Annotated in this window: 21 protein-coding genes; 6 read left to right on the forward strand and 15 right to left on the reverse strand. The window is 33.5% G+C overall.

Going from position 1 to position 24,533, the window contains the following annotated elements:
* Positions 1-9: 9 nt before the first annotated feature.
* Positions 10-1,245: an ammonium transporter gene (locus tag HHX25_RS16580; protein ID WP_169675809.1), complete on the forward strand. Its 1,236-nt coding sequence runs from the start codon at positions 10-12 to the stop codon at positions 1,243-1,245.
* A gap of 229 nt (positions 1,246-1,474) precedes the next feature.
* Here the strand turns inward: HHX25_RS16580 and HHX25_RS16585 are convergent, their stop codons facing one another.
* Both HHX25_RS16585 and HHX25_RS21465 read right to left on the reverse strand, forming a co-directional pair.
* Positions 1,475-2,167, reverse strand: coding sequence for a hypothetical protein (locus tag HHX25_RS16585; protein WP_169675811.1), 693 nt, complete (start codon positions 2,165-2,167; stop codon positions 1,475-1,477).
* Positions 2,168-2,212: 45 nt separating this feature from the next.
* Positions 2,213-2,440, reverse strand: coding sequence for a helix-turn-helix domain-containing protein (locus tag HHX25_RS21465; RefSeq protein ID WP_317169103.1), 228 nt, complete (start codon positions 2,438-2,440; stop codon positions 2,213-2,215).
* A 111-nt stretch (positions 2,441-2,551) separates the two neighbouring features.
* Here HHX25_RS21465 and HHX25_RS16595 point away from each other — a divergent pair, with 111 nt between their 5' ends.
* Positions 2,552-2,863 carry a hypothetical protein gene (locus tag HHX25_RS16595; protein ID WP_169675815.1) on the forward strand — a complete coding sequence of 104 codons (312 nt, stop codon included), beginning with the start codon at positions 2,552-2,554 and terminating at the stop codon, positions 2,861-2,863.
* A 173-nt stretch (positions 2,864-3,036) separates the two neighbouring features.
* Here HHX25_RS16595 and HHX25_RS16600 read toward each other — a convergent pair whose 3' ends face one another.
* Entirely contained in the window at positions 3,037-5,625 is a 2,589-nt protein-coding gene (locus HHX25_RS16600) for a phosphoenolpyruvate carboxylase (protein WP_169675817.1), read from the reverse strand.
* 297 nt (positions 5,626-5,922) lie between these two features.
* Here HHX25_RS16600 and HHX25_RS16605 point away from each other — a divergent pair, with 297 nt between their 5' ends.
* From HHX25_RS16605 to nadB, 3 genes are all read left to right on the forward strand, one after another.
* The gene (locus HHX25_RS16605; RefSeq protein WP_169675819.1) at positions 5,923-7,731 is read left to right on the forward strand and encodes a hypothetical protein; all 1,809 of its coding nucleotides are present in this window, start codon (positions 5,923-5,925) and stop codon (positions 7,729-7,731) included.
* Between the two features lie 230 nt (positions 7,732-7,961).
* Positions 7,962-8,888, forward strand: a complete 927-nt coding sequence (gene nadA / locus HHX25_RS16610; protein ID WP_169675821.1) for a quinolinate synthase NadA — start codon at positions 7,962-7,964, stop codon at positions 8,886-8,888.
* 3 nt (positions 8,889-8,891) lie between these two features.
* Complete coding sequence (gene nadB / locus HHX25_RS16615; protein ID WP_169675823.1) at positions 8,892-10,451, forward strand: L-aspartate oxidase; 1,560 nt, start codon at positions 8,892-8,894, stop codon at positions 10,449-10,451.
* Positions 10,452-10,495: 44 nt separating this feature from the next.
* Here the strand turns inward: nadB and HHX25_RS16620 are convergent, their stop codons facing one another.
* The 5 genes from HHX25_RS16620 to HHX25_RS16635 all read right to left on the reverse strand — a co-directional run bounded on the left by HHX25_RS16620 (position 10,496) and on the right by HHX25_RS16635 (position 13,737).
* Complete coding sequence (locus tag HHX25_RS16620) at positions 10,496-10,831, reverse strand: single-stranded DNA-binding protein (protein ID WP_169675825.1); 336 nt, start codon at positions 10,829-10,831, stop codon at positions 10,496-10,498.
* Between the two features lie 380 nt (positions 10,832-11,211).
* Entirely contained in the window at positions 11,212-11,484 is a 273-nt protein-coding gene (locus HHX25_RS21545; RefSeq protein WP_394352863.1) for a JAB domain-containing protein, read from the reverse strand.
* Positions 11,485-11,503: 19 nt separating this feature from the next.
* Positions 11,504-11,632, reverse strand: a complete 129-nt coding sequence (locus HHX25_RS21365) for a hypothetical protein (protein WP_262888892.1) — start codon at positions 11,630-11,632, stop codon at positions 11,504-11,506.
* A gap of 24 nt (positions 11,633-11,656) precedes the next feature.
* Positions 11,657-12,823, reverse strand: a complete 1,167-nt coding sequence (locus HHX25_RS16630) for a virulence RhuM family protein (RefSeq protein WP_169675829.1) — start codon at positions 12,821-12,823, stop codon at positions 11,657-11,659.
* Entirely contained in the window at positions 12,820-13,737 is a 918-nt protein-coding gene (locus tag HHX25_RS16635; protein ID WP_169675831.1) for an IS1595 family transposase, read from the reverse strand. The genes HHX25_RS16630 and HHX25_RS16635 overlap by 4 nt, the downstream gene beginning before the upstream one ends.
* A 77-nt stretch (positions 13,738-13,814) precedes the next feature.
* Here HHX25_RS16635 and HHX25_RS16640 point away from each other — a divergent pair, with 77 nt between their 5' ends.
* Positions 13,815-14,264 (forward strand): hypothetical protein, encoded by a 450-nt coding sequence (locus HHX25_RS16640; protein WP_169675833.1) that lies wholly within the window; start codon positions 13,815-13,817, stop codon positions 14,262-14,264.
* 129 nt (positions 14,265-14,393) lie between these two features.
* Here the strand turns inward: HHX25_RS16640 and HHX25_RS16645 are convergent, their stop codons facing one another.
* From HHX25_RS16645 to HHX25_RS16675, 7 genes are all read right to left on the reverse strand, one after another.
* Entirely contained in the window at positions 14,394-14,648 is a 255-nt protein-coding gene (locus HHX25_RS16645; protein WP_169675835.1) for a hypothetical protein, read from the reverse strand.
* 202 nt (positions 14,649-14,850) lie between these two features.
* Positions 14,851-15,459, reverse strand: a complete 609-nt coding sequence (locus HHX25_RS16650; RefSeq protein WP_169675837.1) for a hypothetical protein — start codon at positions 15,457-15,459, stop codon at positions 14,851-14,853.
* A 720-nt stretch (positions 15,460-16,179) separates the two neighbouring features.
* Positions 16,180-16,794: an SIMPL domain-containing protein gene (locus tag HHX25_RS16655; RefSeq protein WP_169675839.1), complete on the reverse strand. Its 615-nt coding sequence runs from the start codon at positions 16,792-16,794 to the stop codon at positions 16,180-16,182.
* Between the two features lie 12 nt (positions 16,795-16,806).
* Positions 16,807-17,352 carry a M23 family metallopeptidase gene (locus HHX25_RS16660; RefSeq protein WP_169675840.1) on the reverse strand — a complete coding sequence of 182 codons (546 nt, stop codon included), beginning with the start codon at positions 17,350-17,352 and terminating at the stop codon, positions 16,807-16,809.
* A gap of 225 nt (positions 17,353-17,577) precedes the next feature.
* Positions 17,578-19,131, reverse strand: a complete 1,554-nt coding sequence (locus HHX25_RS16665) for a fibronectin type III domain-containing protein (protein ID WP_169675842.1) — start codon at positions 19,129-19,131, stop codon at positions 17,578-17,580.
* 83 nt (positions 19,132-19,214) lie between these two features.
* Entirely contained in the window at positions 19,215-20,270 is a 1,056-nt protein-coding gene (locus tag HHX25_RS16670; protein ID WP_169675844.1) for a helix-turn-helix domain-containing protein, read from the reverse strand.
* Positions 20,271-20,459: 189 nt separating this feature from the next.
* Positions 20,460-24,404, reverse strand: a complete 3,945-nt coding sequence (locus HHX25_RS16675; RefSeq protein ID WP_169675846.1) for a hybrid sensor histidine kinase/response regulator transcription factor — start codon at positions 24,402-24,404, stop codon at positions 20,460-20,462.
* Between the last annotated feature and the right edge of the window lie 129 nt (positions 24,405-24,533).

Below are 24,533 nucleotides of genomic sequence, written 5' to 3' on the forward strand. Positions count from 1 at the left end.
TATATAATTATGGAATTACTTACAACTAACAATGTATGGATGATGATCTGTACAGCACTCGTTTTCTTTATGCATACAGGATTTGCATTTTTGGAAATTGGGTTAACGAGACAAAAAAATACAATCAACATTTTATTTAAGAATATTTTTATCATCACAGTTGGTCTTTTATTATACTACATCTTAGGATTCAACTTAATGTATCCAGGATTTGAAGAAGGTTCTGCTGGATTTTTCGAATTCGCAGGATTTGGTATTGCACCTCCTGAAAATGGAATGACTCCAGAATATGCCGATGGTGGGTATACTTGGTGGACCGATTTCTTGTTCCAAGGGATGTTTGCTGCTACAGCTGCAACAATTGTTTCTGGTGCCGTTGCCGAGCGTATTAAAATTGGACCATTCATGATCTTCACAGTCATATATGTAGGTCTTGTTTATCCTTTAGCTGGTTCATGGAAATGGGGTGGAGGTTTCTTAGATATGAGAGAAACACCATTCTACGATTTCGCAGGTTCTACACTAGTACACTCTGTTGGTGGATGGGCTGCTTTAGTAGCGGTTTGGTTACTAGGTTCTAGAATAGGTAAATTTAAAGATGGTAAACCACAAGCGATACCAGGACATAATATTCCATTAGCAACAGCAGGTGTATTAATCCTTTGGTTAGGGTGGTTTGGATTTAATGGTGGTTCTGTACTTTCTGCAGATCCTGAGTTAACTTCTTTAACTTTAGTAACAACATGTTTGGCTGCTGCTGCAGGTGGTGTGATTGCTGCTTTAGTATCGTTCTTAAGATATAAGAATTTAGATTTAACGATGTTCTTAAATGGTATATTAGGTGGTTTAGTTGGTATTACTGCTGGAGCAGACCAAATGAGCCCTGAGGATGCCATCATCATTGGTGCTATTGCTGGTGCATTAATCGTATTTGCTGTAAGCTTTATTGATAGAATTAAATTAGATGATCCTGTTGGAGCTATTGCCGTTCACTTAATTTGTGGTATCTGGGGTACATTAGCAGTTGGGATTTTTGGCGCATTAGCTGGTGTAGATCAGTTAATTAGTCAATTAATAGGCATTTTATCTTATGCAGCTATTTGTGTGCCTTCTGCATTTATAATATTCTTTGTAATGAAGAAAACAGTTGGAATAAGAGTTTCTGAAAAAGAAGAATTGGAAGGATTAGATGGGCACGAACATGGTATGAGTGCTTACGCTGATTTTAGAATGAATGAGCATTAAATAAATTTTTAGTTAGTGTTAAAAAAAGGATGTCTGTTAGGGCATCCTTTTTTATTGTAATAGTTTTTAGAACAAGCAGTAAGGCTTAGAACCTGATGATTATGTCTTTTATGTCTTATATTTCAGAAGGTATTTTGTGATATTTAGATATAAATTGTTGTTATCCTCGACACGGATAAGAGCCAGCTAGAGCGAAGAGAGCTAAGGAAAGGAAAGTTCTTTTGTTGTTTTATGCAGAGTATAATTGAATGAAATTTAAGATTCCAGAAATCATTAATTTAACTTCAGCTTCTCTGAATTGGTCGTATTTTCCGTGTGCGGCATTATTTCTTAAATCAAGCCATGCGGTAACCTGTTTTTGAAATGTTTTATTATATACTTCTTTTTTTGCAAGTTCGATATTCATAGAATCCGCTTTTTTGAAAACGATTTTGCCTTTAGGATTTTCATACTCTACCTGAATATCATATTTAATACATAGATTCCTTAAATGATTTTCAAGAGTTGAACCAGTTAAAACTGCCGCAGGGTCTTTATATCCTTTCTCTAGCAAGTGAGTAGCCATATCAATATAACCCGAAAACAGATTACTATGTATTATTTCAGAAAGAGATTTTAGATAATCATTTTCTAAATCATGTTTTAAGGCTTCAATAATACCAATAATATGTTTTAAAATTAATCCAGTATGAGGGTATTGACGCGCATTTTTAGGGTCATATGCCATTTGGATTAATTTATAATATTCAGATTTATTACTTGTAATTCTTTCAATTGTTGAAATTGATTTGGAGATAAGAACCCCCATTTCGACTGTATTCTTTTTGTCCGAAAGGTCTTCATATTGGCAATGGTTCTCAAAAGTTTGATATTCTGAAAGTATATATTCTAGTTGTTTTATAAAGAAATCTTTATTGTTCATTTTTTAGTATTATTACGATCAGCGATAACTCAACGGAAGGGATAATTATTTATCAAAATCAAATAACTCTGTAATATGAATATTTAAAGCTTTGGAAATTGCTCGCATTGTAGAAAGCGTAGTATTAATTTCTGCCCTTTCTATTCTACCTATTTGATTAATAGGAATATCTGCATCATTAGCTAAATCTTCCTGAGATAAGTTGTTTTCCTTTCTTAATTTCCTCAAATGCTTACCAAAAGCTTTTATGTATTTATGGTCTTTAGATTTCACGAATCTAAATTCAGCTTTAACAATCAATATAATAAACACATATATGTGTTGTTTTTTGTTATATTTGAATTCATTAATCAAATAAAAGTAGCTAAACCTAAAAACTATAAAATGAAACCAAACGAATTTACCATAAGTCATAGACATACACTGCAAACAGATCCTGAAACTAGGCAAGTGTATATAAAACTGCCCATTGCAGACTTAAATGAACTCAGTTATATGCAGGAATCATTGCTTGAATGTACGTTGACGTTGCTCTTGTCTCAATTAGAAAAAAGGCAATATAAAAACGAACAAATGCAAAGTATCATGTATTTGCTTAGTAAGTTGCTTTTGGTTAGTTATCCACATGCTGAACTTAATGGGCTATCTGAATGGTTAAAATCTGATGCAAAGCTAAATCAGAATAATGTGACATAAACGATGCTGGTGCTTTATATAGACAAAAGAGACCTGACAGGTTTAAAAAACCTGTCAGGTCTGATCCCCTATGATGTTTTATTTTGATTCAGCTATACAAAAATAAAGCCTTCGATTAACCGAAGGCTTCATTATAGCATTTTATTTTACCTAATATTATTTATGATGTGTATTTACGCCGAATTTCGACTCGCATTAATATTACCAAATAAAGAACGCGTAACTATCTTCTCAAAAATTCTTAACTGTTCTTCGTCTTTTACATCTGCTTTTTGTAATTCTTGAATTTTTTTAAGTGCATACTGCTGTATGGTTAATAAAGGCAATACAATAGATTCTCTAACTTCAATAGAAGCTTTTCCAGCAGGCTCGTTTTCCATTAATTCTTTATAGCCAGTTAGTTTTAGCAGTAGCCTTTTGGTTGTTAAGTACTCTTCGTAAATGATGTTCCAAAACGCACCAAACTCCTCATCTTTTGACATGTATTTTGTTAAATCGAAAAATGATTTCGATAAAGACATCATGCTGTTCTCCAATAGTGTTTTAAAGAATTTCGAATTATTATAAAGTTGCTCTACCTTATCAAATTCGCCATTGTCTTCATAGATTTTTAGGGCGGTACCAACACCAAAGAAACCAGGAACGTTCTGTTTTAATTGACTCCAGGAACCTACAAACGGAATGGCTCTTAGGTCTGAAAACACCAACTCACTAGAATTAGATCGTTTTGATGGCCTACTACCAATATTTGTTTTGGCATAGTATTTTAAAGTACTCATGCGTTCCAAATATGGAATAAACATGGGGTGGCTTTTAAAGTTTTTATAAGTTTGATAGCTTGTTTCTGCAAGATCGCTCATGACCACTCTGTCTTCATCAGACATTTTGTTTTTCTCTCCATCTATTCTATTCTTGATACCAGAACTTATTAATTGCTCTAAGTTGTACTGAGAAGAATCAAGTGTCCCAAAATTAGAACTCACCGTTTGACCTTGAATGGTAAGCTGTACTTCCTTATCTTCAATAGTTGGACCTAACGAAGAGTAGAAATTATGTGTCTTACCGCCTCCTCTGGCTGGTGGTCCCCCACGACCATCAAAGAATATCGCTGTGATATCGTATTTTCTAGACATTTCTGTTAGCAATTCTTTGGCTTTGTAAATACCCCAGTTGGCCATTAAATACCCACCATCTTTTGTTCCGTCTGAGAATCCCAGCATGATAGGTTGTTTATTGTCTCTGTTTTTTAAATGCGCTCTGTATGCAGGATTGGTGTACAGTTGTTCCATAACACTAGGGGCATTTTCTAAATCGGTAATCGTTTCAAAAAGAGGAACAACATCTACCGTTAAATTATCTTTAAATGCAACCACTTTAAGCATCGCAAAAAGCTGCATAACATTTAAAGCAGTCTGATTGTTGCTTATAATATATCTGTTGGCACCACGTTCACCATTAAGCTCCTGTATTTCTTTAATAACCTGAATGGTTTTTAATGTATTAGAAACCATTTCATCTTCAAAAACACTTATGTCTATAGAAGTATCTGATACTTCAGATAATATTTTAATTTGCTCTTCTTCAGATAAGTCATGATAATTTTCAGGAAATGAACTATTACCAGATTGGATTAAATGATCTATGACCGTAGTGAAAACAGAATGATGAATCCTGCTATCCTGTCTTATATCCAGAGTTGCAAATCTATAACCGAAAAGATGCACCCTATTTATAATATGGTTTAATTCATTAACATAAAGGGATTGATGCTCCTTAACGACCAAATTTCTTATACTTAATAATTCAAGGATAAGCTCTTTTTCGGTAATAGCCTTTTTGTAGTTTAAATCAATACTGTACTTATAAAGTATGGTCTCAAGTTTTATAACACGCTCTTCAACACCTCTAAATGTAAGTTTACGTCTCAATACTTTAAGATCTTGGTAATATTTCTTAAGGATAGATCGTTTAAGTTTTTTGGCAACTTTTAAAGTGGTTTCTGGTTTTACAAAAGGGTTTCCATCTCTGTCACCACCTGGCCAGAATCCAATATTTATAATATCGTTATGCTTTTTTCCATCTGCATAAATATTGGTTTGAATGTAGTTGTATATATCACCAAAAGTTTTGTAAAATACATTTTCCAAATACCAGATTAAGCTTTTCGCTTCATCATAAGGTGTTGGTTTCTTGTGTTTAAAGAAAGGTGTTTTGCCTAATTGAGCAAACAGGTTTTGAATTTCAGAAAGATTATCTTCCTCGATAGCCTGTGTTAAATTTGTGATAATTCCTAAAACCGAACCAGGATAAAATTGTGTAGGGTGGGCTGTTAAAACAATACGAACTTTAAATTCTTCCAAAAAGTTTTTTAATTCCTCTAATTTTCCTTCAGATCTTGCAGTTCCTTTTAAGTTTCTTAGGGTACCAACACCATCCATGTTGTTTACTACGGAGTATGCAGCATCTTCAATGGCGTCAAATAAAACAACTTGTCTTTCAATATATTGTATAAACCTAAATAATAAGTTTATCTGGCTTTCTTTATTTCTTCGCGCTTGGTATTTTTCAAAAAACGTTTCAACAATAGTAGTAGGATCATCCCCCCTTTTAAAACCTTTTTCACAGGTTTCATGAAATAAAGGGAGTAAAACCCCTGTTTTTGTTATAGAATCAAAAGGTAATGTCATAAATATACTGTTGTATATCTGGTACTTTGACAATACTGTTTGATTAAATCTCGTTAGTTTAGGTTCTACAGACATAATTTCGTTCTATGAAAATTAGCTGTAAAAATAGTGAAGCTTTCATTAAGGAACACAGGCTCGATTAAGATTTATCAATTTTTTTAGTTTGATGAATTCTTATTGTGAATAATTAAATAAAACGCTTACTTAACGAGATTCTTAATAATGAAAAAAGCCCTTTAACTTAGGATATTTTTTATAGATAAATGTTAATTCTATTAAAGAGGTATGATAAAAGTCATACTTGGTGATAAGTTTAACCAATATCTTCGGCGTTTAATAAAATTTAAAACGAATAGAAATAAATATAGTTAGATGAAAAAAATACATTCATTTCACATTCCCGTTATGGGTATTGGCTTTACTGTTGATACGCCTTTAAAAGTTGCCCAATATGGTATGGATTCGGTTATTTCTTTGGTAGATGATATTTTACTTGAGAAGTTAAGAAAGATGTATAGTGAGAAGTTTGAAATCCCTTATAATGAGATTACAGATAAAGTGCAGGATTTTAGAGCAAAACGAATTACATCGTATTTAAATTTGGTTCATGATATTGCCGATAAGAAATTTGAAGATTTAAAAAATATAGGGATTAAAAAGAGCGATGATTTAAAGGCTTATATAAGCATGCTTCCTAATGGAGCTTCATTAAAAACAGAATTTAAAAAACTTACAGAAAAAGGATTTAATGTTTCCGAAATAAAAAAGTGGACTATTAAAAACCTGGTCAAGGGGAGTATTGATGTTAATATCATGACTAAAGTTGATAAAGATAATTATGTTAAAGATGAAAAGTTATCTGTTGAGTATAACGATGCCCATGCTGCTTTAAGAGGTTTTGTAAATAGTAAATTAAACTCTTCTGTAGTGCTTTCTGCTGGGATGAATCCCAGATTATATAGTTATATGGGACAATTTGATGATTTTTATCCAACAGAACAAGGCGTTTTTAAAAAAACAATCATTTTAAAAGTAAGTGACTATAAATCGGCATTAATACAAGGGAAGTTTTTGGCAAAAAAAGGTTTATGGGTTTCGGAATATAGAATAGAGTCTGGGTTAAACTGTGGCGGTCATGCCTTTGCTACTAACGGATATCTTTTGGGGCCAGTTTTAGCCGAATTCAAAGAAAAACGTGAAGCATTAAGAAGTACCATTCAAGATTTATTAAATCAAGAATTAATAAATCAGGGACGTGTTGTTCCTAAAACAGCATTGACTATGAAAATTTCTGCACAAGGAGGTGTTGGAACACAAGAAGAGCACACGTTTTTAATAAAAGAATACCAATTAGACTCAGTAGGTTGGGGAACGCCTTTTTTGTTAGTTCCAGAAGCAACAACCGTAGACGAAAAGACACTGGACAAGCTAACCAATGCTAAAGAGGATGATTTATACCTAAGTGATATTTCGCCACTTGGAGTCCCATTTAACAACCTTAGGGATAACACAAAAGATCTCGAAAAAGAAGGATTTATCAACAAGGGAAGGCCTGGAAGTGCCTGTCCTAAAAGGTTTGTGGCTTTAAATAAAGAGTTTAAAGAAAAAGGTATTTGTACGGCTTCCAGGGAATATCAACACTTAAAAATAAAAGAATTAGACGAGCAAGAATTGCCATTAGAAGAGTACCAAGCTAAATTTAATAAAATAATAGAGAAATCCTGTACCTGTGTAGGTTTAGGGACTTCTGCGCTATTAGCATATAATTTAGACACAAAAGTAGAAGGAAAGGGCGTTTCTATTTGCCCTGGCCCCAATATGGCATATTATTCTAGTATTATGAGCTTAAAAAATATAACAGACCATATTTATGGGAGAGATAATATGATTTCAAGAGATGACAGACCCCATTTTTTTATTAAGGAATTAGATATTTATATAAACTTTTTAAAGAATAAATTAAACGAAGTAAGAACATCGATAACAAAAAAAGAAGAAAAGTACTTGCTAACTTTTGCAAACAATATGAAAGAAGGCATATCTTATTATAAAACCATGTTTTACGAGTTGAAAAATACCTTTGAAGATATTAAGGAAGTTGTCCTAAATGAATTGGATGCAAGTGAGAGAACCTTAAGTCTCATTAAAGTCGAGATTGAAAATTTACCATTAAAAAGTTAAAATATAGTGAAGACACATATTTTTTGAAACAATTCCATTCTGTTTTTATGAAATAATAAAGCTTTTATTTAAGTTAGGTACTTCTATCTCATGATTTTTTTGAAGATGTTTAATTTCTTCTTAATTTTTAGCGTTAGGTGATTTTCAATACAATTTTAATTAAGATATTTGCAAAATAATAATGTTATAGTAACATTATATTGTTGCGTAATGCAGTGAATATTAATAACATGGATTTAGTTAAAGAAATAAAACGTCTTAAAAAAGAAAAAAATGCTGTAATTCTGGCACACTATTATCAAGTTGCAGAAATACAGGATATAGCAGATTATGTGGGAGACAGTTTGGGTTTGTCACAAAAAGCAGCCGAAACAGATGCTGATGTTATTGTGTTTGCTGGGGTTCATTTTATGGCAGAAACAGCCAAAATATTAAACCCTACAAAAACAGTGGTGTTGCCAGATTTAAATGCGGGGTGCTCTTTGGCAGACTCATGTCCACCAGACAGCTTTGAAAAATTCACAAAAGCACACCCAGATCATGTTGTTATTACTTATGTAAACTGTTCGGCAGAAATTAAGGCATTGAGCGATATTGTATGTACCTCTTCAAATGCTTTGAAAATTGTTGAATCGGTTCCAAAAGATACACCTATCATTTTTGCACCAGATAAGAATCTCGGGAAGTATGTCATTAAAGAAACAGGAAGGGATATGTTGCTTTGGGATGGGAGCTGTATTGTGCATGAAGCCTTTTCAATGGATAAATTGATTGAATTGCATAAAAAGTATCCAGATTACAAAATCATTGCACATCCCGAATCTGAAGAACATATTTTAAATACGGCAACCTATATTGGTTCTACCTCAGGGATGATAAACTATGTAAAAGAACATCAGGAAGAGAAATTTATAGTGGCTACAGAAGCAGGCATTTTACATAAAATGCAACAAGAAATGCCATATACGGAGCTTGTCCCTGCCCCAGCCGTAGAAGATAACACCTGTGCTTGTAGTGAGTGTCATTTTATGAAAATGAATACCATGCAAAAATTGTATGATTGCTTATTAAACGAATCACCACAGATTGAAGTACCAGAACCCATTAGAAAAAAAGCCTTGCTGCCTATTGAACGTATGTTAGAACTATCTAAATAGGATATGGTTACTACAGATTATTTAGTTATTGGCTCAGGAATAGCAGGTTTAACATTTTCGGTTAAAATTGCAGAAAAATTTCCAGATAGAAAGGTCGTTATTGTTACCAAGGCTAACGAAGACGAATCTAATACTAAATATGCCCAAGGTGGCGTGGCTGTGGTTTTAGATAAAGAACAGGATTCCTTTAAAAAACATATTAAGGATACTTTAATTGCTGGCGATGGTTTGTGTAAAGAAGATGTTGTTAAGTTGGTTATAAAAGAAGGTCCAAAACGACTGGAGGAATTATTGCTTTGGGGAGCCAATTTTGATGTTAATGCCAGTGGAGAATTCGATTTAGGAAAAGAAGGCGGTCATTCAGAGTATCGTGTGGTTCATCATAAAGATATTACGGGTTATGAGATAGAGCGAGCACTATTAGAAAGAGCACACCAGCTATCCAATATTACTATTTTACCGCACCATTTCGCTATAGATTTGGTTACCAATCACCATGTTAAAGATTATGAATATGAGCCCTTAGTGTGTTTTGGAGCCTATATATTTAATCAAAATTCAGGTGATATTTTTACCATAAAAGCAAATAGCACCCTGCTTGCTTCTGGAGGTATTGGTTGCGTTTATGGACACACCACAAATCCAGTTATTGCAACAGGAGATGGGATTGCGATGGCTTATAGGGCTAAGGCGCGGATTAAAGACATGGAGTTTGTGCAGTTTCATCCTACAGCTTTGTATGAAGAAAAAGGGGAGTCGGCATTTCTAATTTCAGAGGCTGTTAGAGGTTTTGGAGCTTATCTTCGGAATAAAAAAGGCTATCGTTTTATGCCTGATTATGATGAGCGTGCAGAACTAGCTTCCAGAGATATTGTGTCTCAAAGTATAGATAGTGAATTGAAGAAGTCTGGAGAGCCACATGTGTATTTAGATTGTACGCATTTAGATATTGAAGCCTTTAAAAATCATTTTCCAAATATTTATAAAAAGTGTTTAGAGCGCCATATAAATATTGAAACCGATTGGATTCCCGTTATTCCGGCATCTCACTATTTATGCGGAGGTATTAAAGTTAATAAAAAAGGAAAAACAACTATCGATAACCTATTTGCTTGTGGAGAATGTACAAGAACGGGTTTACACGGTGCTAATAGGCTGGCATCAAATTCATTATTAGAAGCTTTGGTTTATGCTCATAATATCTTTAAGCACCACTCTAAAAAAGAATATAAATCTTTAGACGTTCATATTCCAGATTGGAATGATGAAGGCACGACCATTCCCGAAGAACATATTTTAATACAGCATAACCTAAAGCAATTACAGGCTTTAATGCGTAATTACGTTGGGATTGTAAGAAGTAATAAGCGTTTAAAAAGAGCTATCAAGCATTTAGATTTAATTTATAATGAAGTTGAAGATCTTTACAAAGAATCTAAAATAACCACGTCGCTTTGCGAACTGCGTAATATGATTAATGTATCGCACTTGATCATTAGGCAATCTTTAGATAGAAAAGAGAATAAGGGTGGTTATTATAATGTCGATAATGCTAAAAAATAATAAGGGCTCAAAAGTTATTGTGTTTACCTTTAAGCCCATCTAAATTACTTGCTTCCCAACATCAATAATTCATTGCAAACAACTTCTGTGATATATCGTTTATTGCCTTCTTTATCGTCATAACTACGTGAAGTCAATTTGCCTTCAATAGCAATTTCTTTTCCTTTGGTGATATATTTTTCAATAATTTCGGCTGTTTTGCCCCAGGCTACCACATTGTGCCATTGTGTTTCCGTAATTTTTTCACCGTTATTATTGGTATAGCTTTCATTAGTGGCGATAGCAAATTTAGCCAGTGTTTTTCCAGATTCCAGATTAATAATTTCTGGATCGTTTCCTAAGTTACCAATCAACTGTACTTTGTTTCTAAGCGTGTTCATAATTTTAAGTTTTAATGTTAAACAGTTAATACTATCGAGTTCTTATGTTTCGACACTGCAAAGATGGAGCAGCTCCCAAATGTTATTCGGTACTTACTTATTTAAAATCGTTTGTAAATGATTGTAGTCGTTTGCAAACGAATAATATTCGGGACTTATGGGGAGCTATATATCAGTTTACACAAAAAAATAAAATTGAGCTTCGCACTTAGAAATTGTGCTTTTTTGAAGTATGCAAGTTGTTCAATCTATGTTTTCGATTCCGCTAATTCAGAACCTTAACAATAAGCTCTTGCCGACTGCGAACAGTCAAATTAAGTTCTTGCCTATCAATGAACATATTTAACTCATTCTAATTCTACTAACATTAGAATGAGTTGTTAAAGCAATTCAAAAGCCTTAAAGCTGTAAAACTCTTTGCTCTCACATATTACTAGATGGTCTAAAAGTTCTATATTCAGAACATCCGCACCTTTCTTTATTTTTTGGGTAACTTGTTTATCCGCTTCGCTTGGTTTTGTATCTCCTGACGGGTGGTTATGACAAATGATTATTCGTTTACATTTTTTGGCTACTGCAAAATTAAATACCTCTACGGGGTCAATATTATTTTGGTTCAATATCCCAATGGTAAGCAACTCTATGTACTCTATATCGTTTTTACGCTAAGTCCTATACTCCAAAATATTCCTTTTTCCTGCGTAGCTTGTTCTGTCTTAGGAGTATCTTGCGCATGATACGCGCTATGTCTTTAGAATCTTCTATGCGTGTGTTTTCGTCTTTGGGAATACGTACGTTCATTTAATTATAGTTAAGCCTTTATTATTAATCTTTTTTACGGTCTCTACGTTTTTTAATGCTACTTAGACTTAAAGCAGAATTTCGTTCTTGCTTCGGGTCATAGTTTAAGCCTTGTTTTAATTTTTGATTAAAATCAGATAAAGGTTCTTCGGTTTCAATTTTTTTCTCTTGTGGTAAGTTACCTTGCTTAACCCCCTCAACCATTTTATCAAAATCAGATTTATATTCTTTATCTTGCGTAACCCTGAATTTTTCATACTCTTTTTCAGCAAATTTCTTAGCTACATCAGCCCGCATTTTACCTGCATCTTTCAGGATATCATACTCATTAAATAATAAAAATGCATCTAGCTTTTCAACCCAATCTTTCATATTCATTAATCTTCCTTTACTAGCTTGGTTTTCTGCATAATCTAAATACATCGTTACGATTCTATTTAGTTCAGATATTTCTTCATGGGTTAGATAGTTTTTAGCAACTCCAACATCAGACTTTAATATTTTTCCGCCTTTCTTTTCATTTTTCCAACTTGTAAGTCCCATATTGGGTTTTTCCGAACTTGCTCTAAGTTTTATTATTTCTGATGCAGTATGATGTGTAATTGCGTATTCTAATTTATTTTGAACTGTAGCAAAAAATGTTTGGGTTATTTGTGCTTTAGAATCATAATCTACAGCTGTGGCGTATATATCAGTGATTTTTTGGTAAAAACGTCTTTCAGAAGCACGTATTTCTCTGATACGTTCTACTAATTCGTCAAAGTAATCTTTGTCAAACAATGTTTTACCTTGCTTCAGCCTGTCATCATCTAAGGCAAAGCCCTTAATTAAGTATTCCTTTAAAATACTTGTAGACCAAATTCTAAATCTTGTTGCACTTAAAGAGTTTACTCTATATCCAACCGAAATAATCATATCTAGGTTGTAGAAATCGAGTTCTCTATTTACATTACGAGTGCCCTCTTTTCGAACTACTCGAATTTTTCGAGTAGTTGAACTCTTAGCTAATTCTCCGTCAGAATACACATTACTTATATGATAAGTAATAGTGTTTTCTTCAACTCCAAATATTTCACTCATTGACCTTTGAGTAGCCCATACAGTATCTTCATCAATAATGACTTGAATATTAGTAGTTCCATCGTCAGCCGTGTAGAACAAAAAATTAACTTTATCTTCTAAACCACTCATGCAATTAATTCTTTATAAGTTATTTTATTCTCTATATTACACAAAAGTAAGTTAAATCTATCACTTTCATTTCCATTTCTTGTATTGTATCTAAATACAAACTCATCTATATATAACTGCAAATGCTTTTTGGATGTAAAATGATAGATACCGTAAATACCTCGCTTTAAAATAGCCCAAAAACTTTCTATTGTATTTGTACTTATTCGACCTCTTACATATTCACCCCTGCTATGCTTTATTACTTTATGGTCATAAACACGTTCTAATTTAGAGTAGCTTTTATGTTGATCTGTATAAACTTTTGATTCTTTACTTACGTTTTCATAAATAATAGGTAATAACGCAATTTCAGAAGCATTTTCTACATGCATTGCTCTTACTTCACCGTTTCTTTGAACCATACCAAAGACAGTAGATTTTTTGTAATGTTCTAAAGCCTCCTCTGATTTATCACGTCTTATAGATATACTTCTGTTTTCATTCTTGCCACCCACATAAGTTTCGTCCATTTCAACTTCATCTTCTAATTGGTCGTTATTATCTAAACCGAAACAGTTTCTTATCCTTTGAAGCATGAACCACGCTGATTTCTGGGTGATTCCTAAATCTCTACCCAATTGAAGTGATGAAATACCTTTTTTATGTGAAGTAACTATCCAGATCGCTAAAAACCATTTTTGTAGCTCCATTTTGGTGTTATCAAAAATAGTATTGGTCTTGACGTTAAAATACTTACCTGTGTTTTTGCACTTATAACGGTTATTCTTACATTTATAGACTTTAGAAGTTGAATCAAAAGGACTTACAACGTTTTCGTTCCAACGCAGTATTTCTAAATGGTCGATACAATCCTGCTCCGTTGGAAAGGCTTTGATAAGGTCTAAAACTGATTTTACTTCTTTATTAAACATATATAAATATAGTAGTTTTTTACACTGAAAACAAATATTTAGTGTAAGCATATTCTAATAACATTTAAATAATTTTTATGGATATTGTAACAATTGTGATAATTGGCGTTTATACCTTAATTTACCTAATCGTATTTATTATACAATACAGTCAGATAAAAAAGCAAAAAGATATTATAGATTCAATGAAAACATTCATTGACATATTTAAGGTTGATGAGGTAAAGAAGTATGCCTCAATGAGAGAGGAAAGGATTAAGGGTGATTTAAAAAACATGATTAATAATGATGAAAAAGCTCAAGAAATAATTGAAGAAGTTTCTAAAAATACGTTAGGTGAGGTTCATGAATTTTATAAAGAAAAAACTGGAGAAAAGGTAGGAGAGCTATTTAATTTCTGCGTTCTAAGTTTGAAGCAATTTTCAGAAGAAGAGCGTAAATTGGTCTTAGATAATCACTTTGTGAAATCTGCAGGCACACTTAAAAAAGCTCTTGCTGAACTTGAAGGCAATAATAATGCTCCTTAACTTTATTATACATTTTTTCATTGTCTAAATCCAGCCTTAAAATAAACCCATATTTTTCATCGAATTTATCTGTTTCTTTTTTCTTATTGGGTTTGAAGAAATTTAAGAATGTTATAAAGTGATTTTTCATTAGTGTAATTTTGTATATAGATTCCCTTTTCCAACTAGATCATCTCCTTTCGGTGCAGTCAATGTTGTAGCAGAAAAAGTGCCTTTTTCCTCAGACCAATTTACTACAGGAGGTGCTGTCTCTCCCGTTTGTAAAAACGTGTTTTCCATAAGATGTTGTTCGTAAACAATTCTCAAATTATTAGACGAATCATCACTACTACAAGAAAAGTGTAATAAAATTAATGATACAAAAATGTAAAGTATTTTTTTCATAATAATTTTAAAATAAAACGAGGCTGCCTAAAGAGTACTTAGGTATCTGTTCGAGTATTTCAACTTTAGTTTTCAATACTTTTTAGACGACCTCGTTTTTCCTTAATCATGGAGAAAAACTAACTTATCAAAAAGAAAATAAAATGTGAGAAGTGTGTATGTATAATCAATCCTAATGCTTATTTCTCACATTTTATTCAAACTATTGAAGGTCAAAAAGGTTAGCAATTTCTTCGTACGACATTTTTTTGTAATTAGAAATGGATTTACCTGTATTGCTTTGACCTCCTGGTATTATAACGTAACGGTAGGCAGAAATCAACACGGCGTCGGCATTTAAGTCTGTATCATCCAATTTTTTCACTTGGATTCTTATTGCCCCGTTGGAATCATCGGTTGGAGGTTGAATTCTATAACGAAACTCGACATCTAAACTACCATAGAAAGTATAGGGTAATTGATAGAAGGTTGTCTCGATTTCACCGTCTGAAAGGACTGCTCTTCGGCCGTATATCAATACGACCCCATTATTTAGGATATCATTGGTAATTTCAGGTGCTTCAATATCAAAACCTGCTGCCGAACTTCCCACAGGACTGTTACCAAACCCATGTTCAATCCAATCAGAATAGATCACATTTGCCGTTCCTGGATCGCCTGGGGCACCAGGGTCACCTTGTAAACCTTGTTGTCCCTGGTCACCTTGCGGGCCTTGTGGGCCTTGTGGGCCAATAGCTCCGTCTTCGCCATCACAGGAGAAAATAGCTATTGATAATAATGCTATAGTTACGTACTTAATTAAATTTTTCATTGTTAAATTTTTTTAAAATTATGTTATGAAGCAAACTTAGACAGCAGGTGTTTTTTAGATGTCCGAAATATTTGAAATTCAAAGAATCTGGACGTTTTATGGGTGTTTTTCCCTGTGTTTGTTGGGTGTATAGCTAGGAAATTTACGCAATTGATTAGTGCATATTTAAGGAACAACAGAATCTATCTACTACCTTTTCGAAGTTTTCAGCAATAAATGTAATTCCAAAAACTATAGATGGTCTTTGGGTGTCGTTTCCATGCCTTCAAGAAACGAATCTTAATTATTCTACAGAGAACATTTTTTTACAAAATACGATCTGTCTTGGTTCGGCCCCAATTGGAATTTATCTCAAATATGAATATCGTCCTCTATCGATAAGGGATTTTGACCATGTTTATTATATTTCCGTATGGATTTTACGAGAGGGCCATTAATTCCTCCAAGAGAAAGATAGTTGCCTTTGTACTTATAAAAAATAATTACTTGGTCTTTTGGTTTTATATCTATGTCTTAAAAACGGTTGGAGAAAGCAAACAACTCTACAGAATAGTTTTCTTTTTGGAGCATAGAAACAGTACCTAAAAAAAATCAGACTATGGGTTCGCTACAATTACCAATAAAAGACTGTTTTTGAGGTGTTAATAGTTATATTCTACGCTAAGGGTGTCTTTTTTAGCATGTATATTTATTAATATTATATTTTACCTTTTTGTATTTTCATTGAAGCGAAAATGTAACTTTTATATGATATTTTAAAGGTACTCCTCTAACACCGCTAACATTAAAGTATTCGTACTTGTAATTTGTATTTTCAATTTGGGTGATTTCTCCAACCGTTTTTCCTATTTTTGACGCAATCTGCTCGGCACTTTTTCTTGCATCGTCTATAGCCTTTTTGCTTAATTCTCCAATTTGTTTATTCGTCATTTCTTTGGCAATAAAATCGACCCTTGTATTGTCTACGCCCTTCATTTTTTGACTAAGGATTTTTTGTACTTCTTCTAAGGATGTCGTTACATAAAAATAATAAGCAGATGATGTGTAGAGATAAGAATTTAAGTGGTAATTAACATCTTCTTTAAAGAACCCAAAATTAATATTTTCTTTACTAAGCATGGAGGCAAACTCCTTTTTTAGCTCAGAAACCGTTTTGCCTTTTATATTTTGGTAATTATCACTTATAATTTCTTTAAATTCTATATTGACTACATATTTTTCTATTTCAGTGGTCTTAATGGTTTCTCCTATAACGGTGATTGATTTTTTTTGCTGTGCTACTATAATATTAGTGAATAATATACATATTAGCATTAAATTTTGGATGCGTTTCATAATATATTTTTATTAAGGGGTTACTGTTTTTGCAATACACCAGTTTTTTGAGAAATTGGTGTGCTGTTGAACAAAATTATTTGTCCCAAAGTTGAGTGGACAATAGGCTATTTCTTGATTATGGTTTATTTGATTGATTTGAAGTTCTGTTCTATTTCCTATACCTATAGACCCTAATACATCACCAGCATTAATTTTATCTCCTACAGAAACTTTAATATTTAGTATATGGTCGTAAATAATAAGCCATTGGGAATTATTTGAAGGTTTTACCCAGATTTCAAAATCATCAATGTTTGAATTCATTTGAATAGCTTCTACATAGCCCCCTGAAGCAGACTGTACCAATATGTTGGCATGGTTGGTAATATATTCAATTGTGGGGTTTAGCTGATTCTGACTCAGAGTTTCTCCAAATGCTATAAAAGAACTAATTTCGTTAATAGCTATAGGGGTGATGGAAAGAGATGGAGGAGCAGGATCTAACGTTTCATCGTTGTTATTACACCCAAAAATTAATAAGCCGAGTATTAAAAGTTTAATTCGTTTGGTTTGCATATGAATTATTGTGTAAACACATTCTTTGACAATTTTTACCGTTATAAAGCTGTTTTTGAATGGTGTTAACAAAACGGTTAATTGAATACATTTATAAATCATTTAAAAAAGGGTCCCCGTCACTTTGGTTAAAATAAATCGTTAGAGGACCCACTGGTAAAAAAGCAACTAACATACACTTGATCGTATTATAAAGGATAGGTTTTATAATAGCCTGTAAGGTGTCTATTCTAGCTTAATAACCCAATAATTAAAATCTCCAAAACCTCCTCCATTTCCTGTTATATTAGTATACCAAGAGCCTGTGGTTATAAAACCACCATCTTTAGTTTCTTCAATCGAAAACGCATAATCATTTCCTTCCCCTCCAAGGTTTTGTTGCCATACCAGATCTCCACTGGCTTGTAGTCGCAGAATCCAGAAATCTGCTCCTCCATGATTCTCTGCTACATCCAAATCATCAGAGGTTGAAGAGCCAGCTGCAATATATCCACCATCAGTAGTTTGTTTAATATCGTTGACACCGTCTGATTTAGAACCGCCCAGTACTTTTTTCCAAATAATATTCCCTTGGTTATCTGTTTTAATAACTAGGGCATCATTGGCACCATTGTTTTTTCCAATATCTCCATCACTAGATTTGGAGTACCCACCAATAATATACCCACCGTCATTGGTTTGTTGTATCGATGCCGCTTCTTCATTTTCAGATCCTGTGTAAGTTTTATTCCATTCATGCTTCCCCTCGTTATCTAATTTAATAACCAACATATCCCTCTTGTTATCTGTAGTTTCTGTGTACCCTGCTACAATGCAACCTTGGTCTGAAGTTTCATCAACCGAAAAGGCCAAGTCTCTTTGCGAACCTCCGAAATTGGTTTCCCATAAGAGGGTCCCCGACTCATCTAGTTTTACGATCCAGGCATCAGATTGACCTTTGACGTTGAAACTATCGGAACTCGTATAACCGACAGCCACAAATTCGCCATTTGAGGTTTCAATAATGGCTTCTAAAATATCATCTTTGCTACCCCCTAAGTTTCTTTTCCAACTTATATTTCCAGAGGCATTTAGTTTTACGATCCAGAAATCGCGCATGCCATGGTTTCCTGCTACATTGCCATCGTTGGATGATGAAAATGCCCCTATAATATACCCACCATCGTTGGTTTGTTGTACATCGTGTGCAGTTTCATTATTGGTGCCACCAATATTAGTTTCCCATTGTATAACGCCCTGGCTGTCTAATTTAACCACCCAGCAGTCTTTATTACCTTTATTTCCGCCAACGTCTCCGTTATTGGACTCTGATGCGCCTACGACGATGTATCCCAAGTCATTTGTTTGACGTATGCTATAGGCTTCCTCGTCTAGAGTTCCTCCTAATGACTTTTGCCATGCTATAGCTATCTCGCTATTAATCGTTTCTGTGGTTGTGAATGAAAACGTACTTTCTGATGCGCCGTTTTTTCCATCAGAAGCTACAACTTTTCCACTATAATTTGTTTCTTCAACAAGGTTTTCAAGCAAAAACTCTGTAGTTTGTAGTTGAGATTGTACCTCATTCTGCTCTAGAAATATGGTATAGGTTACCACATCTCCCTCTGGATCTGTTGCAGGACTCCATTTAAGTAACGTACTGTTATTGGTTATCTCTGTTGCTTCTACAGAAAAGTCTTTAGGGTTTTGATTTTGTATTTGCAAATCGCCGTTATCGTCGTTGCCACACCCCGATGCCCATAAGGTCATTAGGGTGATTAGAATAAGTGTTTTGTTCATTATTTACATTTTTTTTGAAAATGTACTGACTTAAATAACCAATGGTATCCGAAAAGTTTGAATTTCAAAGAATCTGGACATTTTCAACAAGCCTTTCTGTAAGTACTGGGAGAAATTCCCGTAATTTTTTTAAACGCACTATAAAATGTCGATTTCGAGTTAAATCCCGATTCTAAGCCAATTCCCACGACAGTGTAGTTTGCAAAGTTGGCATTGGTTAATTTTAGTTTGACTTCTTCAACTCTAAATGTATTTATGTAATCTGCAAAATTCTGTCCAGTTAATTTATTGACCAATTGCGATAGGTAATTACTGCTTATTTTAAGTTTTTGGGCAACACTGGAAAGGCCAAGATTGGGATCTCTATATATTTTGCCTTCTTTCATTAAGAGTTCGAGTTCTTTAAAATAGATGTTATCGTGATTGATATTGCAAACATTACTGTTATTGTATATTTGTTTTAGTTTTTTTTCCGTCAATTTTGCTATTAAGTGAAATAAAAAAATATGATCATCGGTAAAAAAGCCTTTTTCAGAATGCTCAGAGTCCAAAACACCAATAATTTCATCGCCAATGTATATTGGTACAGATAGTTCTGATTTCCTATTGGCATCATCCACTATGTATTTGGGGTGGAGTGCCACATCTTTCACATATTGATATTTTCCAGACTTGACCACATGGCCTACAATGCCTTCTCCAATTTTAATTTTAATTGGACTAACAATTTTTTTTTCTCCATTGTTCTTATTTCCAAATGCAGCTTTCTGAATGAGGTACTGTTTGTCTTTATCTAGCATATAAATTACACAGTCTTCGAGCTGAAGATGTGCAATACAATTTTCTACAATGTCCCAAAGAACATCATCTGCGTTGTTGTTCTCAAACAGAGATGTGGCAAAATAGCTCAAAACAGAGATGGTTTGAATAGGTGCGCGTTCTAGATAGTCGCTGTCAAATTCTGCAAAAACTTCATCCAAATAAGGGGTTTTAGAAACGTTACTTGCCTTGGTGGATAAATCTTGTTTAGTTGGGCAAGTGTTGTATTTTTTTGATGAAATTTTAGGAGACACCTTGTCACATAAGTTAGGTTCTTGATGTAATATATTTTTACTGCGAAAGTATTTTTGAGAATCCATTTTAATTTTTTATCAGAATCAAAAATGATTTGAAATCTCGCTTAAAGATTAAGGGTAGATACAAATTAGATTTGAAGGCTTTTATTATATTACAAGTTTAGGGTACAAATGAAAATTTGCTTTGTACTGTAGTTACCAAAGCTTGTATTGTGGTTACATTTATTTAGAAAACCTCCGAAATAATGGTGTTTAGCTTTGTTTTCTAAACTCAGATGGCGGTTTTCCAAATTCCTCGACATAAACCCTGGTGAAGTAAGCGGGATCCTTAAACCCTGTTTGGTAGGCGATTTCAGATATAGAGAGCTCACTTTGAAGTAATAATTCTTGAGCTTTTTGCAAACGAATCTTTCGTATAAATTTGGTAGGCGGCAAACCTGTGAGGTTTTTAATTTTCCTGAATAAGTGTACCCGACTAATGCTTAGGTACTCTGCCAATTGGGGAACAGCAAATTCATCATTATCCAATTGTTTGTGAATAATTTGTATCACATTCTTCATAAAATGGTCAATAGTTTTATTTTTTGAAGTGATGATCGTTTCCCCACGTTGATATTTTTCCCGTAGTTTTTGTCTGGTTTTAATCAGGTTGTCAACTCGTATTAGCAATTCGGTGCGATTAAAAGGTTTAGTAAGGTAGGCGTCGGCACCTGTTTTCAAGCCTTCTAATTGATTGGATTGTCCCGATTTTGCAGTTAATAAAATAATAGGGATATGATTGGTTGCTATATTTTGCCGAATTTGGGAGCTTAACTGGATACCGTTCCATTTGGGCATCATTATATCGGAGATTACTAAATCTGGCAAGTGCTTTTCGCACAATTCCCATGCTACCAAACCGTTTTCAGCTTGTAGTATAGTAAAGTTTGAAGCCAGGCAAAAATGAATATAATCTCGTACTTCTTTGTGATCTTCAGCAATGAGAACAACTGGCGTATCGTTTTCTTCAAATAAAATAATCTCTTCATTTTTAATTTCTGCTGCTGGTTTGTCGTCTGGAATTATCGCAGGGATTTTTATGGTGAAAGTTGTTCCTACTCCTTTTTGACTATGTACTGCAATTTCGCCCTTCATTAATTGAACCAATTCTTTAGTAAGGGTAAGCCCCAGTCCAACACCTTGAGAATCATCGATTTTTTCTTTGGCGAAAGGATCGAACAATTTAGAAACGAACTTGTTGGACATACCAATACCTGTATCCTTAATCTGGATAGTAAGGGCAGCTTTATTCTCTTTAAATACAATAGAAAAAAACACTTTTCCTCCTGAAGTATTGTATTTTATAGCATTGGAGATTATGTTAGTTGATATTTTTCGCCACTTATCCTCATCAAATAACAGATATAAACTGTTGTGCGAACTCGAAAAGCTTAAGGTAATATCTTTTTTTTCGGCTAAGGAAGTAAAGGAATGAAATAAATATCGTTGAAAAGCTACAAAATCACTGTTGTTGGTCCGAACCTCTAACTGGTTATCCTGCATTTTAGCAATCTCCAAAATCTGGTGTACTTGATTTGATAAGTGATTGGCCTGTTCTTCTATTTGAAATAAATGTTTATCTGTTTTTGAACCAATTTCAGAAGCGTGTTTTTCCCTTGCTTGATCGACAGCACCAAGAATTACGGTTAATGGTGTTCTAAATTCATGTGCTATTTGATTAAACCACCGGGTTTTGGTTTGGGATAGGTCTATAATGAATTCTTTTTCGGTTTCTGCTATTTTTATTCTTAATTGAATTCTATACAGTACAAAAATTAGAGATCCTATAAATAGGATGTAAAGAGCATTTGCGAGGTTGGTTTTATACCAGGGAGGGACTACGGTAATGGCTATTGGCTCGTATGGGATTTCCCATTGATCTTCAGAAGTAGCTTTTACCAACAATTCATATGATCCCTTGGGTAAATAAGAGAGGGTTAGGCTTCCTTTTTCCTTCATGGGTAGCCAATCTTTATGATAACCTTGTAATTTAAAATGATACCTAACCTTTTCGGGCTTTTCGAAAGTTAAGGTTTGAAATAAAAAATTAATACTTTGGTCTTGTGGGGATATGGTTATTACATTTTCATTCGACAAACTTTTATTTGGAAATTTATAAACTATAGTGGTATCTGCTTTAAACTTGGTATATGATTCCCAAATCATATTAGGAGTTCTGGTTTTAGAAGTGGTTAGGTTATCTGGGTTAAAATATTGAATGCCTCCCTCACTACCTAACCATATAAAGTCCTCATCGTCAAGATATGCAGAACTAAGTAACATAGAGTTGTCGTATAGCCCGTCTGTTGTCATAAAATGATCGAATTTTTTGGTCTGGATATCGAAAGACAAAATACCATGGCTTATAGTGCTTAGCCATAGTTTTCCTTTAGTATCATTAATAATAGTTAAAATTTTGTCATTGGGCATTTTATCATTTCTAACATAGCGTTCAAATTTTTCTGTTTCTATATCGAGGCAATTTAGTCCACCGTCAGTCCCAATCCATAATAAACCATTGTCATCTTGTCGTATAGATTGAATAAGATTAGAGCTAATGCTATTAGGATTGAAAACATCGTGCAAAAATTGTTTGTAATTATGGTTTTCGTCTTCACTAATTTTACTGGCATTGGAGAATTTTAATAGGCCTTCATTAATACTGCCCACCCAAATATTGTCAAAACTATCCATATATAGCTCGATAATTCCTATTCTTTTTCGGGGAAAACGAATTTTAAAATAGCTTTGGTCTTTTAAGTCGTATACTATCATGTTGTCCCATTGCGCAATCCATAACCGTTGGTTATGGTCTTCTATCACTCGCCAGCATACACCTAAAGAAAAGTCTAAGTTTGGAAAATAAATGGGTGTTTCTTTATTCGAGTTAGAGTCTATTTTTAGCAAAGCCAATTGGCCTTGGTTATCCCTTCCCATCGTATACAAAAAACTATCGCTGGCGCAGACCATAGAAGTTACTGGCTTTTTGTTTATTTTTTTGAGCGAGTTAATTTTGGTTTTATTCCAAGTGTAAATTCCATCAGGAAGAGCAAACCAAATTTTATCTCCACGCCCCACTATTTCTCTAACTTTTCCTAGCTCTCCTAAAAAGGGATGCCTAAATGGTTTGTGGTGAATGAGTTGAAATACTCCTAGATTGGTGCCTAACCAATAGTTACTTTCGTTATCCTGAAACATACAATTGGCCCTTATACTAACAGAAGAAGGGTAGTTTAATAATGCTTCTATGGTAATAGCTTCTTGCTGAGTAAAATCAGAAGAGAATCTGTAAATTTTTTTTCCGCCATTTACCCATATCCAACCTTCTTTGTCCTTAAAAATAAAGGGAACATCTCTTACGGCTGTTTTGTAGGTACTTTCAAAATTTAATTTTTGTTGAGACCAAGCGCCATTAGATTTATAGGTAATGTATAATGCCTTGTTAGTATAAACCAGTGTACTATCTTTGGAAATAGAGAAAGTATTGATGAGTTTTTGATCTTTTGGCAAAGGAATTTCTTGAATCGTATCATGCACTACTTTAAAAATACTGTGCCCTTGTTCCTGTTTTTTTGAAGTACGTTCTTGTCTTCCCAAGATAAGTTTCGAACCATTTTTTGAAATACTAATATTGGAAGAACCTCTGTTATAAAGTTCTTTTATCGTACTATCTTTAGGATGATAGCGAAAAACACCATTGGTACTCGATATCCATAAATTTTTTTCATCATCGGGAGTGAGTTTATTAATCAATGATATGTTGTGATTGTTTGAATTGGACTTAATAAATAATTCGGTAAACTTTTCTTGGTAAGGGTCCAAAACATTAATACCACCACCCAAAGAGCCAAAATATATTTTATGATCGTCTAGCTGTGTGATGCTCCTTATCCAATTGGCTTTGATGGCCGTGGTGTCTCCAGGTATGTATGTAAATACTTTAAAGTTTTTACCATCAAAACGGTTTATTCCATACTGTGTTCCAAACCATAAAAAACCATCTTTGTCCTGAAAAATGTCCGAGATCCAATTATTTGAAAGTCCGTCAAAAATATCATAATGTTTTACATTATAAGACAGGTTATTTTGCGCTTGTAATGTCGAACAACCAATAAATATAAATATACCTACTAATAAGGATGTATTGAAAAGTCTCATAGGTCTTATTTGGTACAAATGGCAATTTTGATACTGCTAATATACTTTATAATATAATTTAGCTAAAAGTTTTCCTTAATTCTGGATTAATAATTTCTATGTTATCTCTAAAGGTACCAGTGAACTACA

The organism is Flavivirga algicola (assembly GCF_012910715.1).
Taxonomy (GTDB): Bacteria; Bacteroidota; Bacteroidia; order Flavobacteriales; family Flavobacteriaceae; genus Flavivirga; species Flavivirga algicola.

What these genes read in the sequence shown, in the direction of transcription:
- HHX25_RS16645 (WP_169675835.1), bottom strand. Translation starts at nt 14,648, where the DNA reads ATGAAAAAAATACTTTACATTTTTGTATCATTAATTTTATTACACTTT.
- HHX25_RS16655 (WP_169675839.1), bottom strand. Translation starts at nt 16,794, where the DNA reads ATGAAACGCATCCAAAATTTAATGCTAATATGTATATTATTCACTAAT.
- nadA (WP_169675821.1), top strand. Translation starts at nt 7,962, where the DNA reads ATGGATTTAGTTAAAGAAATAAAACGTCTTAAAAAAGAAAAAAATGCT.
- nadB (WP_169675823.1), top strand. Translation starts at nt 8,892, where the DNA reads ATGGTTACTACAGATTATTTAGTTATTGGCTCAGGAATAGCAGGTTTA.
- HHX25_RS16585 (WP_169675811.1), bottom strand. Translation starts at nt 2,167, where the DNA reads ATGAACAATAAAGATTTCTTTATAAAACAACTAGAATATATACTTTCA.
- HHX25_RS16665 (WP_169675842.1), bottom strand. Translation starts at nt 19,131, where the DNA reads ATGAACAAAACACTTATTCTAATCACCCTAATGACCTTATGGGCATCG.
- HHX25_RS21365 (WP_262888892.1), bottom strand. Translation starts at nt 11,632, where the DNA reads ATGAACGTACGTATTCCCAAAGACGAAAACACACGCATAGAAGATTCT.
- HHX25_RS16580 (WP_169675809.1), top strand. Translation starts at nt 10, where the DNA reads ATGGAATTACTTACAACTAACAATGTATGGATGATGATCTGTACAGCA.
- HHX25_RS16640 (WP_169675833.1), top strand. Translation starts at nt 13,815, where the DNA reads ATGGATATTGTAACAATTGTGATAATTGGCGTTTATACCTTAATTTAC.
- HHX25_RS16630 (WP_169675829.1), bottom strand. Translation starts at nt 12,823, where the DNA reads ATGAGTGGTTTAGAAGATAAAGTTAATTTTTTGTTCTACACGGCTGAC.
- HHX25_RS16660 (WP_169675840.1), bottom strand. Translation starts at nt 17,352, where the DNA reads ATGCAAACCAAACGAATTAAACTTTTAATACTCGGCTTATTAATTTTT.
- HHX25_RS16670 (WP_169675844.1), bottom strand. Translation starts at nt 20,270, where the DNA reads ATGGATTCTCAAAAATACTTTCGCAGTAAAAATATATTACATCAAGAA.
- HHX25_RS16635 (WP_169675831.1), bottom strand. Translation starts at nt 13,737, where the DNA reads ATGTTTAATAAAGAAGTAAAATCAGTTTTAGACCTTATCAAAGCCTTT.
- HHX25_RS16650 (WP_169675837.1), bottom strand. Translation starts at nt 15,459, where the DNA reads ATGAAAAATTTAATTAAGTACGTAACTATAGCATTATTATCAATAGCT.
- HHX25_RS16675 (WP_169675846.1), bottom strand. Translation starts at nt 24,404, where the DNA reads ATGAGACTTTTCAATACATCCTTATTAGTAGGTATATTTATATTTATT.
- HHX25_RS16600 (WP_169675817.1), bottom strand. Translation starts at nt 5,625, where the DNA reads ATGTCTGTAGAACCTAAACTAACGAGATTTAATCAAACAGTATTGTCA.
- HHX25_RS16605 (WP_169675819.1), top strand. Translation starts at nt 5,923, where the DNA reads ATGAAAAAAATACATTCATTTCACATTCCCGTTATGGGTATTGGCTTT.
- HHX25_RS16620 (WP_169675825.1), bottom strand. Translation starts at nt 10,831, where the DNA reads ATGAACACGCTTAGAAACAAAGTACAGTTGATTGGTAACTTAGGAAAC.
- HHX25_RS16595 (WP_169675815.1), top strand. Translation starts at nt 2,552, where the DNA reads ATGAAACCAAACGAATTTACCATAAGTCATAGACATACACTGCAAACA.